The organism is Nocardiopsis trehalosi NBRC 14201, assembly GCF_001552555.1.
Lineage (GTDB): Bacteria > Actinomycetota > Actinomycetes > Streptosporangiales > Streptosporangiaceae > Nocardiopsis_B > Nocardiopsis_B trehalosi.
This window is the reverse complement of sequence record NZ_BCRK01000165.1, coordinates 1-13,671: the sequence shown is the minus strand read 5'-3', so window position 1 is coordinate 13,671 and position 13,671 is coordinate 1. Positions and strand designations below refer to the sequence as shown.

Below are 13,671 nucleotides of genomic sequence, written 5' to 3'. Positions count from 1 at the left end.
CGGCGGACCGGCGCGGGGCACCCCGCGCGCGGTGCCGGCCCCGGGCTGCCCGCCCTCACCCGGTCGCCCGGTCGCGGGCGGCCGCGGCCAGGGCCGCCAGTTCTGCGGGCGCGGGGTGGCCGTCGGCCACCACCGTGACCACGCGCCGGTCGACCACGGCGTTCGGCCCGACCTCCAGCGGGTGGCGCCACGCCAGCGCCGCGCCCACCCCGGGGTACTCGGCCGCCCGCACGAACCACGGGTCGGCGGCCGGGCCGGCGGCGGCGAACACCAGTGTCCACGGGGCGCCCGCCGTGGACTCCCCGCACAGCGCGAGCCACGGCGCGCGCGACCCGTGCAGCGCCTGCTCGCCCTCGGCGCCGCCCGGCCCCAGGCAGCGCGGCGGCCGGGCCGCGATCGGCGCCCGCCAGAAGAACCCGCCGTAGCCGGCGCCGGGGCGGCCCTTGGTGGCCGGGCTGTGCACCCGCAGCCGCCGCCCGCTGGTGTTGCGCAGCCGGGTGCGCAGGTCCAGCGCCCACGCCCCGCCGCCCAGGTCGAGCGCGGCGGTGTCGCGCACCTCGGCGAGCAGTTCGGCGCCGTCGGGCCCCACCCAGGACAGCTCCTCGGTGCGCGCGCCCGGCTCGGCGCGCGGCCACGACCGGTGCACCTGGCGTCCGTGGTTGGGCAGCAGCACCGAGCCTCGGTCGCGGACGAACGTCCGCCCGCCCCAGAAGCTGACCCCCGCCACATCGGGCACCGCCACGCCCACGCCCAGGTGGTGCGGGTGGTCCTCCGGCCGCACCTCGGTGACCACGGTGCCCGTGAGCGTGCGCACCGGGTGCAGGTGCGGGCGCGGCGACAGCACCGGCTCCACGTCGGACCCGTCGGTGTACTCGGCCACCACCGCGCCCCGGCACTCCAGCGCGGCCCGCTGCGGCGCCGTCATCGGGCCGCCTCCGCCGGAGCCGCCCAGACCGCGCCGACCTCGGAGAACAGCGCCACCTCCGCGGCGGCGCGCTCCACCGCCTCGGCGACGCCGTCCACCACGCGGTGCACGCCGTCGTCCTCGGTGGTCACCCGCTGCGCGGCGGCGGGGATCGGCAGCGGATCGGGGGCGCGGCGCACCGCCTCCACCACCGACATGAACCCGGTCACCGCCTCGGGCGGCACCCGCAGCGGGGTGCCCTCGCGGACGTGCCCGACGAGGTCGGCGAGCAGGTTCACCCGGGGGTGGACGCGCCGTTCGGGCGGGCGCCCGGGGCGCTCCAGCACCACCTCGTCGCGCGTGTAGTACAGCGTGACGCGGCCCCGGGTGCCGTGCACGAGCAGCCGGGGGTCGCGGGCCTCGGGCGCGCACAGCGTGGCGGCGATCCCCACCGGGGTGCCGTCGGGGGCGCGCAGCCGCAGGCAGGAGGTGTCGTCGCTCTCGATGGCGTGCGCGCGGAACAGCTCCAGTTCGACGTCGGGCGCGGGCACCCGGTCGGCCCCGGCGATCGCGAGCGCGGTGGCCACGGCGTGCGCGAACGGGTTGGTCAGCGCCCCGTCGACCACGTCGCGCCCTGCCAGGCGGCGCCGGCCGGCCCAGTCCGCGCGGGCGTAGTAGGCCGAGGTGCGCACCCAGGTACACGCCCCGCCGATCCCGGTGACCTCGCCCACCGCGCCGTCGGCCATCAGCGCGCGCACCGCGTCCACGGCCGCCGACCCCAGGCTCTGGAACCCGATCTGGCAGGCCCGGCCGGAGGCGTCGACGGCGGCGCGCAGCCCGGCGAACTCGGCCATCGTGGCGGTGGGCGGCTTCTCCAGCAGCACGTGCGCGCCGGCGGCGAGCGCGGCGCGGGCCAGCGGCAGGTGGGTGTGGATGGGGGTGGCGACGACGGCCACCGCCGCTCCGGTGCGGCGGATCAGCGCCCCGAGGTCGGCGTCCTGGTCGACGCCGCCGAGCGCGGCGAGGTCGGGGCCCGCCAGCGGGGTGGAGTCGCAGACCCCGGCCAGGCGGACCGCGCCGCCGGCCGCCAGGCGGTCGACGGTCGCCAGGTGCGTGCGGCCGAACCCGTGGACCCCGGCCACCACGACCGGCAGCGGTTCCTCGCGCATCCTCGACTTCCCTTCGTGCTCCGGGCCGCCGCGGGGCGGGCGCCGTGCGCGGGGGCCGGGGTGGGCGGGCGGACGGTGGGGGCGCCGGCGCAAGCGGCCTTGGAAAGCGCTTGCCAAATGTAGGCGGGGCCCGCGCGGCCTGTCAACGGGCCCGTTTCCGGGCGGTGTCCCGGGGCGCGGGTTCGGCAACGAGTTCGTAACGGGCGTTGACGAGTGGCTTCCCGGCGTGTTGCATGGGGTGCCATCTCCCGTAAACGTTTACAGAAGTTCACACGGTGGCCCTCTGTAAACGATTACGGAACGTGTCGCCCCTGTTCAGCGCCCCCCCGGCGCGCCCGCATCCCGCAGCACCCGTTCCCCGCCCCCCGCATCCCCGCAGTCCGAAAGGTGGTCGCATGGCACAGCGCAGCAGCCCCACGATCACCACCATCGCCGAAGCCGCGGGCGTGTCCATCGCCTCCGTCTCCCGCGTCCTCAACGGCCTGCCCGTCCGCGCCGAGACCGAGCGCCGCGTCCTCGACGCCGCCGGCCGGCTCGGCTACGTGCCCAACTCGGCCGCCCGGACGCTGCGGTCGGCGCGCACCCAGCAGATCGCGTTCGCCGTCGCCGACATCGGCAACCCCGTCTACCTGGCCATGCTCCGCGAGATCCAGCCGGTGCTCAAGGAGGCCGGCTACCGGCTGGTGCTGCACTCCACCGGCGCCGACACCGCCGAGGAGGTCGAGGTGCTGCGCGGCCTCGGCCAGCGCTACGCCGACGGCCTGATCATCGTGCCCATCCGGGTCACCGCCGACCACGTCGCCGAACTCCGCCGCGCCGACGCCCCCGTCGTCGTCATCGGCTCCCTCCCCGAGGAGGGCCTGGCCGACAACGTCCGCACCGACTCCCGACGCGGCGTCGAACTCGCCCTGGAGCACCTGACGGCGCTCGGCCGGCGGCGCATCGGCTTCGTCAACGGCCCCGCCGACACCGTCCCCGGCCGCGCCCGCGCCGAGGCGTTCCGCGACCACACCGCCCGCGCCGGCCGGCCCGCCGACCCCGCCCTCGTCCACGAGGGCCAGTTCGACCGCGAGACCGGTGCCGCCGCCGTCCAGCGCATGGCCGACGCGGCGGAGCCGATGCCCGACGCGCTGCTGTGCGCCAACGACCTCATCGCCCTGGGCGCCCTCGACGCGCTGCGCGCCCGCGGCCTGGCCGTCCCCGGCGACGTCGCCGTGGTCGGCATGGACGACACCGACCTCGCCGCGGTGTCGTGGCCCCCGCTGACCAGCGTCTCCCTGGGGTCGGCCGAGCGCGGCCGCCGCGCGGCCCGCCTCCTGCTCGACCGGCTCGACGGCGGCGCGGACGCCGCCGACGCCCGGGTCATCACTGTCCACCCGCGCCTGATCGTGCGCGCATCAACGGGAGGTGCACGTGTCGTCGACGACGGCTCCGCCGCGCACTGACCCCACCCCGCCCGCCGGGCGCGGTCCGGGGCGGCGGCGGCGTGCGGACCGGCCCGACCGGGCGGCCCTGGGCCTGATGGTCCCGGCACTGGTCCCGGTCCTGCTGTTCAGCGTCGCCCCACTGATCTACGGGGTCTACCTCGCCTTCACCGACGCGCGCTCCGGGCGCAACGTCGACGCGGAGTTCGTCGGGGTCGAGAACTTCGTGGAACTCCTCGGCGACGGCGACTTCTGGGCGTCGTTCCAGATCGGCCTGGTGTGGGCGGTCGGCGTGACCGTGCTCCAGTTCGCCGCGGGCATGGGGCTCGCCCTGCTGCTCAACCAGGACCTGCGGCTGCGCTGGCTGGCGCGGACCCTGGCCATGGTGCCGTGGGCGATGCCCCCGGTCATCATCGGCCTGATGTGGAAGCTGGTGTACCACCCCAACGCCGGCATCCTCAACGCGACGCTGCGCGACGCCGGGCTGATCGCGGACAACATCGACTGGCTCAACGACTTCTCGGTGGCGCTGCCCGCCATCATCGTCGTCGGCGTGTGGACCGGGATGCCGCAGACCACGATCGTGCTGCTCGCCGGGCTCCAGGGCGTGCCGCGCGAACTGCACGAGGCCGCCCACGTCGACGGCGCGGGCGCCTGGCGGCGCTTCCGCAGCGTCACCCTGCCGCAGCTGCGGCCCGTCATCGTCACCATCACCTCGCTGAACTTCGTGTGGAACATGAACGAGTTCGCGCTGGTGTGGGTGCTCACCCAGGGCGGGCCCGGGGGCCGCACCCGGCTGCCCATGCTCTACGCCTACGAAGAGGCGTTCCGCTACGGCTTCTTCGGCTACGCCGCCGCCATGGGCGTGGCGATCGTCCTCGTCGTGCTCGCGGTGCTCGCGGTCTACCTGCGCCGCCAACTCAAGGAGACGGAATGAGCGAGCCCCGAGGGCGCGGCGGCGCCCGCACCCGGCCGCGCGGCCCGCGCCTGCGCCGGGGCGCCGGGCGCGCCCTGCAGTACCTGGCGCTGGCCGGCTACCTGGTGTTCCTCGGGTTCCCGCTGGTCTGGCTGGTGTCGACGGCGCTGAAGACGTCGCAGGAGATGGCGCTGCTCGACCCGACGTGGATTCCGCTGGAGCCGACCCTGGAGAACTTCGCCGCCGCGTTCGGCGAGCAGGACCTGGTCGGCGCCGCCCAGCGCAGCCTCGTGGTGGCCCTGGCGTCGGCGGTGCTGGTGGTGGCGGTCGCGCTGCCCGCGTCCTACGCGCTGGCCCGGTTCCGCAGCCGGATCAACCGGGTCGCCCTGGGCTGGGTGCTGGTCAGCCAGGTGTTCCCGTTCATCCTCGTCATCATCCCGCTGTTCATGATCCTGCGGGTCATGGGGCTGGTGAACTCGCTGCCCGGCCTGATCGTCGTGCACGTTACGTTCTGCCTGCCGTTCGTGCTGTGGATGCTCCAGGGCTACGTGCGCGGTGTGCCGGTGGTCCTGGAGGAGGCCGCGGCGGTCGACGGCGCCGGCCGGTGGCGGACCGTCGTCAGCGTGGTCGCCCCGCTGCTGGCGCCCGGGGTCGTGGCGGCGCTGATGTTCGGGTTCATCTCGTCGTGGAACGAGTTCCTGTTCGCGCTGATCCTGCTCAAGGACCCGCAGATCCAGACCCTCCCGCTGGCGCTCGTGCGGTTCACGGGCCCCGAGGGCGTGGTCCGGCTCGGCCCCCTGGCCGCCGCATCGGTCATGGCGACCATCCCGAGCCTCGTCTTCTTCTCCTTCATCCAGCGCCGCCTCAAGGGCGGCATGGTCGCCGGCGCGGTCAAGGGATGACCCGCCGTACCCGCTCTTACGGACCCGCCGCCGCGGCGGGCCCGGTACAGGAGGTGTTTTCCATGCGTCGCAGTACCCTCACGCTGCCGGCGATCGCACTGACCGGGGCGCTCGCCCTGACCGCCTGCGGATCGGGCGCCGACGACGGCCCCGTCACCCTGCGGTTCCTCAGCCTGGCGTGGCAGACCGACTCGGTCGAGGCCAACGAGCGGCTGGTGGCCGAGTGGAACGAGGCCCACCCCGACGTCCAGGTGGAGTACGTCCAGGGCAGCTGGGACAACGTCAACGACCAGCTGATGACCGGCTTCGAGGCCGGCGACCCGCCCGACATCATCCACAACGACTCCCCGGCGCTGGCCGACTTCGCGGGCCGCGGCTACCTCGCCGACCTGACCGAGTACCTGCCCGAGGACCTGAAGTCCGACATCCGCCCCGAGGCGTGGGAGACCGCCACCTTCGACGACCAGATCGTCGGCGTCCCCTTCCTCCAGGAGTCGCAGGTCTTCATCGCCAACCGGAAGCTGCTGGAGGAGGCCGAGGTCCGCATCCCCACGCCCGACGACCCGTGGACGTGGGACGAGTTCGCCGAGGCGAGCGAGAAGCTGACCGACGACGACACCTACGCCGTCGCCTGGCCCCTCGGCAGCCCTGTCAACCGGGTGCTGAACCTCTCCCTCAACTACGGCGGCACCTTCTTCGAGGTCGACGGCGAGGGCCGCGCCTCCGCCAAGATGGGCGACGCCGAGCTGGAGGTGCTGCGGCGCATCCACGACCAGCTGTACACCGACGAGACCGCCGACCCGGCCACCGTCGGCATGTCCGGCTCCGACCCGCTGCCCGCGTTCTTCGCCGAGGAGTACGCCATGGTGCAGACCGGCGTGTACGCCCGCCAGCAGGTCGCCGAGCAGGCCCCCGACGACTTCGACTGGGTGACCATCCCGCCGCTGGTCGGCGACACCGCCGAGCAGGGCGCCACCTCCCAGACCCTGTCGGTCGCCGCCGACAGCGCGAACCCGGAGCAGGCCGCCGAGTTCATCTCGTTCTTCCTCAACGCCGAGAACCAGGTCGACCTCGCCCTGGGCGACTGGCTCGTGCCCACCAGCCAGGAGGCGGCCGCCGCCCCCGAGCTGAACACCGAGGAGAACGACTGGCACGTCGCCACCGCCTCCGCCGAGGACCTCGTGTTCGCCCCCTACCTGCGCGTGCAGGGCTTCGACGAGTGGAAGACCCGCGTCGCCCAGCCCGCCCTGGAGGAGTACTTCAACGACCGCATCAGCCTGGAGGAGCTGAGCGAGCGCCTGGAGACCGAGGGCGACGACGTGCTGAGCCGGTACAACTGACCATGACCGACCCGCACACGCGGCGCGACCGCGCCCGGGGCGCCCTCCTCGGCCTGGCGGCCGGGGACGCCCTGGGCCGGCCGGCCGAGAACCTCGACCCCGCCGAGATCGCCCGGCGCTGGGGCCGGCTCACCGAGCTGGAGACCGGCCCCGACGGGGTCGCGGCGGGCACCGACGACACCGAGTACTCCGTCTTCGCCGCCCTGCTCCTCGCCGAGCACGGCCACGGCCTGACCGCCGACCACGTCGTCGCCGCCTACCGGGCGCACGTGCTGACCATCGACGGGCCCATGCGCGGGGCCGGGTTCTCCGAACTCGGCACCGCCCAGGCGCTGCGCCGCGGCCTGGCCCCGCCCCTGACCGGGCGGGCCCACCACCACGGCTGGTCCGACGGGCTCGCCATGCGCGCCGCACCCTACGGGGTGTTCGCGGCGGGCGACCCGGCCGAGGCCGCGCGGCTGGTCGCCGTCGACGGGTCGGTCAGCCAGTCGGGGGAGGGCGTCCTCGGCGGGCGGGCCGTCGCCGCCGGCGTCGCCGCCGCCATGACCGGGGCGGACACCGGCGCGGTCGCCGACGCCGCCCTCGGCGCGGTGCCCGCCGACTCCTGGACCGGCCGCAGCCTGCGCGCCGCCCTCGCCGTCGCCGCCGCCCACGGCGGCCCGGGCGAGGCGTTCACCCGCGACCTGCACGAGGCGGTCGTCGTCGCCCACTACCCGTGGACCGACCTGGCGCCCGAGGCGGTGGGGCTGGCCTTCGCCGCCTACGCCGTCAGCGGCGGGCGCGTGGAGGACGCCGTCGTCACGGCCGCCAACCTGGGCCGCGACGCCGACACCACCGCCGCCATCGCCGGCGCGCTCGCGGGGGCGGGCGCCGGCGAGGGCGGGGTGCCCCAGCGGTGGCGGGACGCCATCGGGCCGGTACGCGGTACCTGCCTGCCCGCCGTCGCGGGGCGCCACGTCCGCGACACCGCCGACCTCCTCGTCCCGCCCGTCGCCGAACCGGGAGCACGCACATGACCCACGACCGCCTGCGCGGCGCCTTCACCGGGCTCGCCATCGGCGACGCCGCGGGGTGGCCGTCCGGCCGGCACCGGTTCGGGCTGCTCGCGCCGTGGACCCGGCGGCTCGCCCGCGAACTCGACCTGTTCGCCGAGGAGCACCGCGTCACCTCGCTGCCGGTGCCCTTTGCGCTCAACCAGCCCGTCGCCCCGCTGGCACTCGGGCCGTCCGACGACGCCGAATGGCTCGCCTGGACCGCGCGCACGATCGGCCGCGACCGGGCGGCGGCGTTCACCGACCTCGCCGGGCGCGACGACGTGCGGGCCCGCATCTCGGTGCGCACCGCGCTCGACCACCTGCGCAAGGGCACCGGGCCGCCCGTCAGCGGGCACGACAACCCGCACCACTTCGACGACGCCGCAGCGGTGCGCGCGGTCGCCTTCGGCGCCGCCCACCGGGGCGCCCCCGAGGCCGCCGCCCGCGCGGCCGAGGCCGACGCCCAGGTCACCAACGCCCTCGACGGGGTCGCGGCGGCGCGCGCCGTGGCCGCCGCCACCGCAGCGGCCGTGGGCGGCGCCGACGCGGAGGCGGCCGTGGCGGCCGCCGTCGCCGAACTGCCCGCCGACACCGCGATCGGCGCGGCCGCCCGCGCGGCCCAGGCGCTGCCCGGCGACGACCCGTTCGCGCTGGTCCCCGCCCTGGAGGAGGTGTGCGCCGACCACGTCTACAGCTACGGGACCGCGGCCGCCGACACCGTTCCGGCGGCGCTGGCGCTGACCCGCGCCTCGGCGGGGCGGCTCGGCGCGGCGGTGCCCGCTGCGGCCTGCCTGGCGCCGCTGGCCGACTCGCTGCCCGCCCTCACCGGGGCGCTGACCGGCGCCCTCACCGGCTACGCCGCCCAGCCCGAGGCGTGGCGCGAGCGCGCCCGCCGCCTGGCCGGGTGCTGCCTGCCCGAACTCGCCGGGCTCGACCTCCTGGCGGTCGCCGACGAGCTGGCGGCGGCCACCGGCCACCACGACGAAGGAGTTTCCTAGATGCTGACCCCCTTGCAGGACAAGACCGTGGGGAGTCTGGTCGGCGCGGCGGTCGGCGACGCCCTCGGCGGTGCCACCGAGGGGTGGACCCCCGAGCAGATCCGGGCGCGCTACGACGGGCACGTGGAGGGCATCGTCCCCCCGTTCAACGCCGACTGGCGCAACGCCCGCCCCATCGCCCCATACCACAAGGGCGACGGCCACGTCACCGACGACACCCTCATGACGCACGCCCTGGTGCGCGTGTACCGCCGGGCCGGCCAGCACCTCGACGCCTACGCGGCCGCCGAGTACCTGGTGCCCGAGATGATGGCCGAGAAGCGCTGGGTGCCCGAGCTGGAGGCCGACGCGCTGCTGCTCCAGCGGGTGTTCCTCGCCGAGAAGTGGATCGTGGCCCGGCTGCACTACGGGCACGTCGATCCGCGCGAGGCCGGCGTCGGCAACATCGTCAACTGCGGCGCAGCCATGTACATGGCGCCGGTGGGCATCGTCAACGCCGGCGACCCGGCGGGCGCCTACGCCGAGGCGATCGACCTGGCGGGCGCCCACCAGTCCAGCTACGGGCGGGAGGCGGCCGGGGTGTTCGCGGCCGCCGTCGCCGAGGCCATGCGGCCCGGCGCCACCCCGGACACCGTCGTCGCGCAGGCCCTGCGGGTCGCCAAGGACGGCACCCGCGCCGCGATCGAGGCGGTGTGCGACCGGGCGCGCGGCATCACCGACTGGCGCGAGGCCGCCCCGTGGCTGCGCGCCGCCATGGCGCCCTACGACACCGTCGCCGACACCTACCGCGACCAGGGGCTCGGCGCGCGCCGGCCCAGCCGGGTGCACGCCATCGAGGAGCTGCCGATGGCGCTGGCGTTCCTGCTGATCGCCGACGGCGGCTACCGCGACACCGTCCTCGGCGGGGTCAACTACGGGCGCGACGCCGACTCGATCGCCAGCATGGGCGGCGCGATCGCGGGGGCCCTGGGCGGCCGTGCGGCCGTGCCCGAGGACTGGAGCACCGACGTCGCCACGGCCAGCCGTATCGACCTGGAGGCGCCCGCCCTGGAGCTGGCGGAGGTCGCGCGCGAGATCCACGCCGCCGACCTCGCCGCCCGCCGCGACCACGAGCGGGTCTTCGCCGCGCTCGACACACCGGCGTAGCGCCCGGTGCGGCCGGTCGGTCGGTCGGCGGCCTCCGGCCGGTCGGCCCGTCCGACGGCCTCCGGTCGGTTCCGGCCGGTCGGCGGTCTCGGGCCGGCGAGCTGCCTCGGGCCGGGGCCGACCGGCCCGGCCTACCCCGCGAGACTCCGGACGCCCGTCCCCGCCCCTGCCGTCCCCTGGGGCGGTGCCGGGCGTCCGGCCATCCATAACCGCAGCGGGGAGGCCGCTGGGGAGACCCATCAAGGACGAACCGCCACGGCCCCCGAACGTGCCCCTCACCGAGGGGGAGCGGACCAGCGCGGCGCTCCGCGCCATCCAGGGCGGGCGCTACCGACGGGGCACGCCGACGACGAGCATCCCCGGAGCCGCCACCCGCAGCGGCCCCACCAAGGGGGCGGTGCGGGGTCGGAGGACGACCGCGCAAGCGGAGCGGGCAGCGCCGAGCAGGTCGTCGGCGCGGCCGGAGCCGGACCGAGAAGCGACCGTGTTGGCGGGGGCAGGACGGGGGCAGATCGGCCGCCGGGGGGAAACCGCCCGGGAGGCCGGAGTAGGACCGTGTCGGCGGGGGAGCCGGCCGGCACAGGGGCCGTGCCGCCGGGAGCGGGCGCGGCGGACGAGGACAGGAAGGCGGAACAGCGGTGCGACTCACGTGGATCCACCCGGAGGACCTGATCGGCCACGAGCTGCGGCAGGCCCGGCAGGACGGGCGCGACCCGAGCGCGGTCGAGGAGCGCTGGCACGCGGCCGGTGGACACGACGCCCCGCCCCTGGCGGGCGCCTCGCCGGAGCCCGCACCGCCCGCGCTGCGCCGCCTCGCCGAGGAGCTGCTGGACGAACTCGCCGCGCAGCCGTCCCCGCTCGCCGCCGACGAGCCGACCGACATCGACGCCATCGTCGCCGCCTGCCCGGACTGGCCGCACACCCCGATCGCCGCACCGGGACCCGACCTGCACGACCGCGTCCTCGGCGCCTGGACCGGCCGCGCCGCCGGATGCGTCCTGGGCAAGCCCGTCGAGAAGATCCCCCGGGCGGGAATCCGCGCCATCGCGGAGGCCACCGGCACCTGGCCGGTGCGCGGCTGGTTCACCGCGCGCGGCCTGCCCGACGACGTCGCCCGCCGCTGGCCGTGGAACCGGCGCAGCGCGCCCACCAGCCTCGCCGAGAACATCGACGGCACACCCGAGGACGACGACCTCAACTTCCCGATGCTCGCCCTCGCCATGCTGGAGCGGCACGGGCCGGACTTCACCACCGGCGACGTCGCCCAGGCGTGGCTGGACGAACTGCCCGCCGGGCGCATCTTCACCGCCGAGCGCGTCGCGCTGCGCAACCTGCTGCTCGGCCTCGTGCCGCCGGACACCGCCACCCACCGCAACCCGTTCCGGGAGTGGATCGGCGCGCAGATCCGGACCGACGTCTACGGGTGGACCAACCCGGGCGACCCCGGCCGCGCCGCCCGCCTGGCCCACCGCGACGCCGTGCTGAGCCACACCGCGAACGGCGTCTACGGCGCCATGTTCGCGGCCGCCCTCGCCGCCGCGTCGCTCACCGCCGCCGGGCCGGAGGAGGCGCTGGCGGCCGCGCTGCGCGTGGTACCGCCGAACTCCCGCCTGGCCGCCGCCGTGCGCCACGCCGCCGAGACGGCCCGCACCGAACCCGACTTCGAACGCGTTCTGGACGCCCTCTACGAGCGCCACGGCGACCTGCACTGGGTGCACAGCGTCAACAACGCGGCGGCCGTCGCGGCGGCCCTGGTCCACGGCGCGGGCGACTTCACGTCCTCCATCACCGCCGTGGTCACGGCGGGCTGGGACACCGACTCCGACGGCGCCACGGTCGGCGGCACGGTCGGCGCCCTCATCGGCGCCCCCGCGATCCCCACCTACTGGACCACCCCGCTGCGCAACCGCATCGCCAGCACCCTCACCGGCTTCGACGACATCACCTTCGACGCCCTGACCACCCGCACCCTCGCCCTGGTCCCCGAGTCCGGGCGGTGAGCACTCGCCCTCCCTAACCCGCTCGGCCACGCCCCGGGGTGATGGCGGGCGGGTGGTCAGGGGGTGAGGGTGACGGGGAGGTGTTTGATGGCGTTGACGAAGGCGGAGCGGAGGCGGCGGGGGGTGCCGGTGACGGTGATGTCGGGGGCGCGGTCGAGGAGGGTGGAGAAGAGGACGCGCAGCTCCAGGCGGGCGAGGTGGGCGCCGAGGCAGAAGTGCGGCCCGCCGCCGCCGAACCCCAGGTGGGCGCCGCCCGGGCGGGCGACGTCGAAGGCGTCCGGGTCGGTGAACGCCGCCGGGTCGCGGTTGCCCGACGCGTAGAACACGACGACCTTGTCGCCCTCGGCGATCGCCTGCCCGCCCAGTTCGGTGGCGCGGGTGGCGGTGCGCCGGAACGCGTTGACCGGGGTCACCCAGCGGACGATCTCGTCCGGGAGGGTGTCGAGCAGGGAGCGGTCGGCGCGCAGCCGCCGCCACTGGTCCGGGTGCTCGGCGAACGCCAGCATGCCGCCCGACGCCGCGTTGCGGGTGGTCTCGTTGCCCGCCACCGCCAGCAGCACCACGAACATGGCGAACCCGGTCGGGTCCAGGCCGCCGTCCGGGCCGTCCGCGTCCAGCAGGTCGCCCATGATCCCGCCGAGCGGAGCGGTGCGGTGCCGCTCGGCCAGCCCGAGGGCGTACCGCACCAGGGCCATGGTGCCGTCCTCGCCCCCGTACTCGGGGTCCTCGGCGCCGATCGCCTGGTTGGACCAGGTGAAGATGGCCTCGTGGTCGGACTCGGGCGCCCCGAGCAGTTCGCAGATGACGTAGAGCGGCAGCGGGGCCGCCAGGTCGCGGACGAAGTCGACCTCGCCCTTCTCGCGCGCCGCGTCGACCATCCGCTCGCAGTACGCCCGGACGCGCTCCTCCAGGCGGGCGACGCTGCGCGGGGTGAACCCCCGGTTGACCAGTGAGCGGGTGCGGGTGTGGCGGGGCGGGTCCTGGGCGAGCATCATCATGCGGTTGCGGGCGAGCAGCTCCTCGCTCGGCTCCTCCAGCAGCGGGGTGCGCCGCTCGGAGGAGAAGGTGTCGGGGTCCCGCGACACCGACACGATGTCGGCGTGCCGGGTGACCGCCCACAGGTGGCCGGTGTCCGGGTCGGGGTGCCGGTACACGGGCGCGTTCTCGCGCAGCCAGGCGAGTTGCTCGAAGGGGACGCCCCCGCGCTCGTAGGTGTCGGGGTCCAGTAGATCGATGCGGGGGGTCACGCGCACACCTCCGGGGGACGGCCGGCCACACCGCCATCCTCCCCGCGCACCGGAGATCGGGAAACCCGTCCCGGTGGGGGAGCGGGGCCGCGCCCCGTGGGGCCGCCCGGGGGGTGCGGCCCGGCCCCTTGCCGGGAGGGGGCGCGTCCGCTGCCCGTGGGTGGTCATCCCCCTGTCGTGCGTCCGGCGGGTCGGCCCGCGCCCGGCGAACGGGACTTCTCCGGGACGCCGCAGGGGCCGGGGGACGGCGGTCCTCCGGCCCCTGCGGGCGGTGTGCGGCGGGGGCGTGCGGGCCCCGCCGGGTCAGACGCGGTGCACGGTGCCGCCCGGGCTGTCCGGGCCGGAGGAGCCGGGCTCGTCCGGCGGGCCGGCGGCCGGGGTGGGGGCCGCGCTGTGCCGGGTCTTGTAGAGGCTGGCGACCGCGGTCACGACGAGGGTCAGCACGATGACCACGAGGGAGAGCACGGTCGGGATCTCCGGGACGTGCAGGCTGGTGGTCTCGTGGATCGCGTGCAGGATGAGCTTCACGCCGATGAACCCGAGGATGATCGCCAGGCCCGTGCTGAGGTAGACCAGCTTGTCGACCAGGCC

At 76.1% G+C, this 13,671-nt stretch carries 11 protein-coding genes and 1 pseudogene; 8 read left to right on the top strand and 4 right to left on the bottom strand.

The genetic code is table 11. From position 1 onward, the window contains the following. Window positions 1-55 precede the first annotated feature (55 nt). Together NT8_RS22400 and NT8_RS22395 are read right to left on the bottom strand one after the other, a co-directional pair. Window positions 56-925 (bottom strand): DUF6807 domain-containing protein, encoded by an 870-nt coding sequence (locus tag NT8_RS22400; protein WP_067973216.1) that lies wholly within the window; start codon window positions 923-925, stop codon window positions 56-58. After that, window positions 922-2,073 (bottom strand): Gfo/Idh/MocA family protein, encoded by a 1,152-nt coding sequence (locus tag NT8_RS22395; RefSeq protein WP_067973213.1) that lies wholly within the window; start codon window positions 2,071-2,073, stop codon window positions 922-924. Before NT8_RS22395 ends, NT8_RS22400 begins: the two co-directional genes overlap by 4 nt. A gap of 395 nt (window positions 2,074-2,468) precedes the next feature. Between NT8_RS22395 and NT8_RS22390 the strand changes: the two genes are divergently transcribed. The 8 genes from NT8_RS22390 (at window position 2,469) to NT8_RS22355 (ending at window position 11,833) form a co-directional block, all read left to right on the top strand. Continuing rightward, window positions 2,469-3,518: a LacI family DNA-binding transcriptional regulator gene (locus NT8_RS22390; RefSeq protein ID WP_067973211.1), complete on the top strand. Its 1,050-nt coding sequence runs from the start codon at window positions 2,469-2,471 to the stop codon at window positions 3,516-3,518. A gap of 76 nt (window positions 3,519-3,594) precedes the next feature. Beyond that, window positions 3,595-4,434, top strand: coding sequence for a carbohydrate ABC transporter permease (locus NT8_RS22385; RefSeq protein WP_084469183.1), 840 nt, complete (start codon window positions 3,595-3,597; stop codon window positions 4,432-4,434). Next, window positions 4,431-5,315: a carbohydrate ABC transporter permease gene (locus tag NT8_RS22380; RefSeq protein ID WP_067973205.1), complete on the top strand. Its 885-nt coding sequence runs from the start codon at window positions 4,431-4,433 to the stop codon at window positions 5,313-5,315. The genes NT8_RS22385 and NT8_RS22380 overlap by 4 nt, the downstream gene beginning before the upstream one ends. Window positions 5,316-5,377: 62 nt before the next feature. Beyond that, a complete protein-coding gene (locus NT8_RS22375) occupies window positions 5,378-6,655 on the top strand; it encodes an ABC transporter substrate-binding protein (RefSeq protein ID WP_067973204.1) in 1,278 nt (425 codons plus the stop codon). A 2-nt stretch (window positions 6,656-6,657) separates the two neighbouring features. Next, the gene (locus tag NT8_RS22370) at window positions 6,658-7,671 is read left to right on the top strand and encodes an ADP-ribosylglycohydrolase family protein (RefSeq protein WP_067973201.1); all 1,014 of its coding nucleotides are present in this window, start codon (window positions 6,658-6,660) and stop codon (window positions 7,669-7,671) included. Continuing rightward, complete coding sequence (locus NT8_RS22365; RefSeq protein WP_067973195.1) at window positions 7,668-8,687, top strand: ADP-ribosylglycohydrolase family protein; 1,020 nt, start codon at window positions 7,668-7,670, stop codon at window positions 8,685-8,687. The genes NT8_RS22370 and NT8_RS22365 overlap by 4 nt, the downstream gene beginning before the upstream one ends. Then, window positions 8,688-9,833 carry an ADP-ribosylglycohydrolase family protein gene (locus NT8_RS22360; protein ID WP_067973192.1) on the top strand — a complete coding sequence of 382 codons (1,146 nt, stop codon included), beginning with the start codon at window positions 8,688-8,690 and terminating at the stop codon, window positions 9,831-9,833. Between the two features lie 638 nt (window positions 9,834-10,471). Next, window positions 10,472-11,833, top strand: a complete 1,362-nt coding sequence (locus NT8_RS22355) for an ADP-ribosylglycohydrolase family protein (protein WP_067973188.1) — start codon at window positions 10,472-10,474, stop codon at window positions 11,831-11,833. A gap of 56 nt (window positions 11,834-11,889) precedes the next feature. On the opposite strand, the gene NT8_RS22350 is transcribed toward NT8_RS22355, so the two are convergent. Together NT8_RS22350 and NT8_RS30035 are read right to left on the bottom strand one after the other, a co-directional pair. Continuing rightward, entirely contained in the window at window positions 11,890-13,080 is a 1,191-nt protein-coding gene (locus NT8_RS22350) for a cytochrome P450 (RefSeq protein WP_067973219.1), read from the bottom strand. 303 nt (window positions 13,081-13,383) lie between these two features. After that, a pseudogene (locus tag NT8_RS30035) lies at window positions 13,384-13,671 on the bottom strand (TerC family protein); the annotation flags it as partial.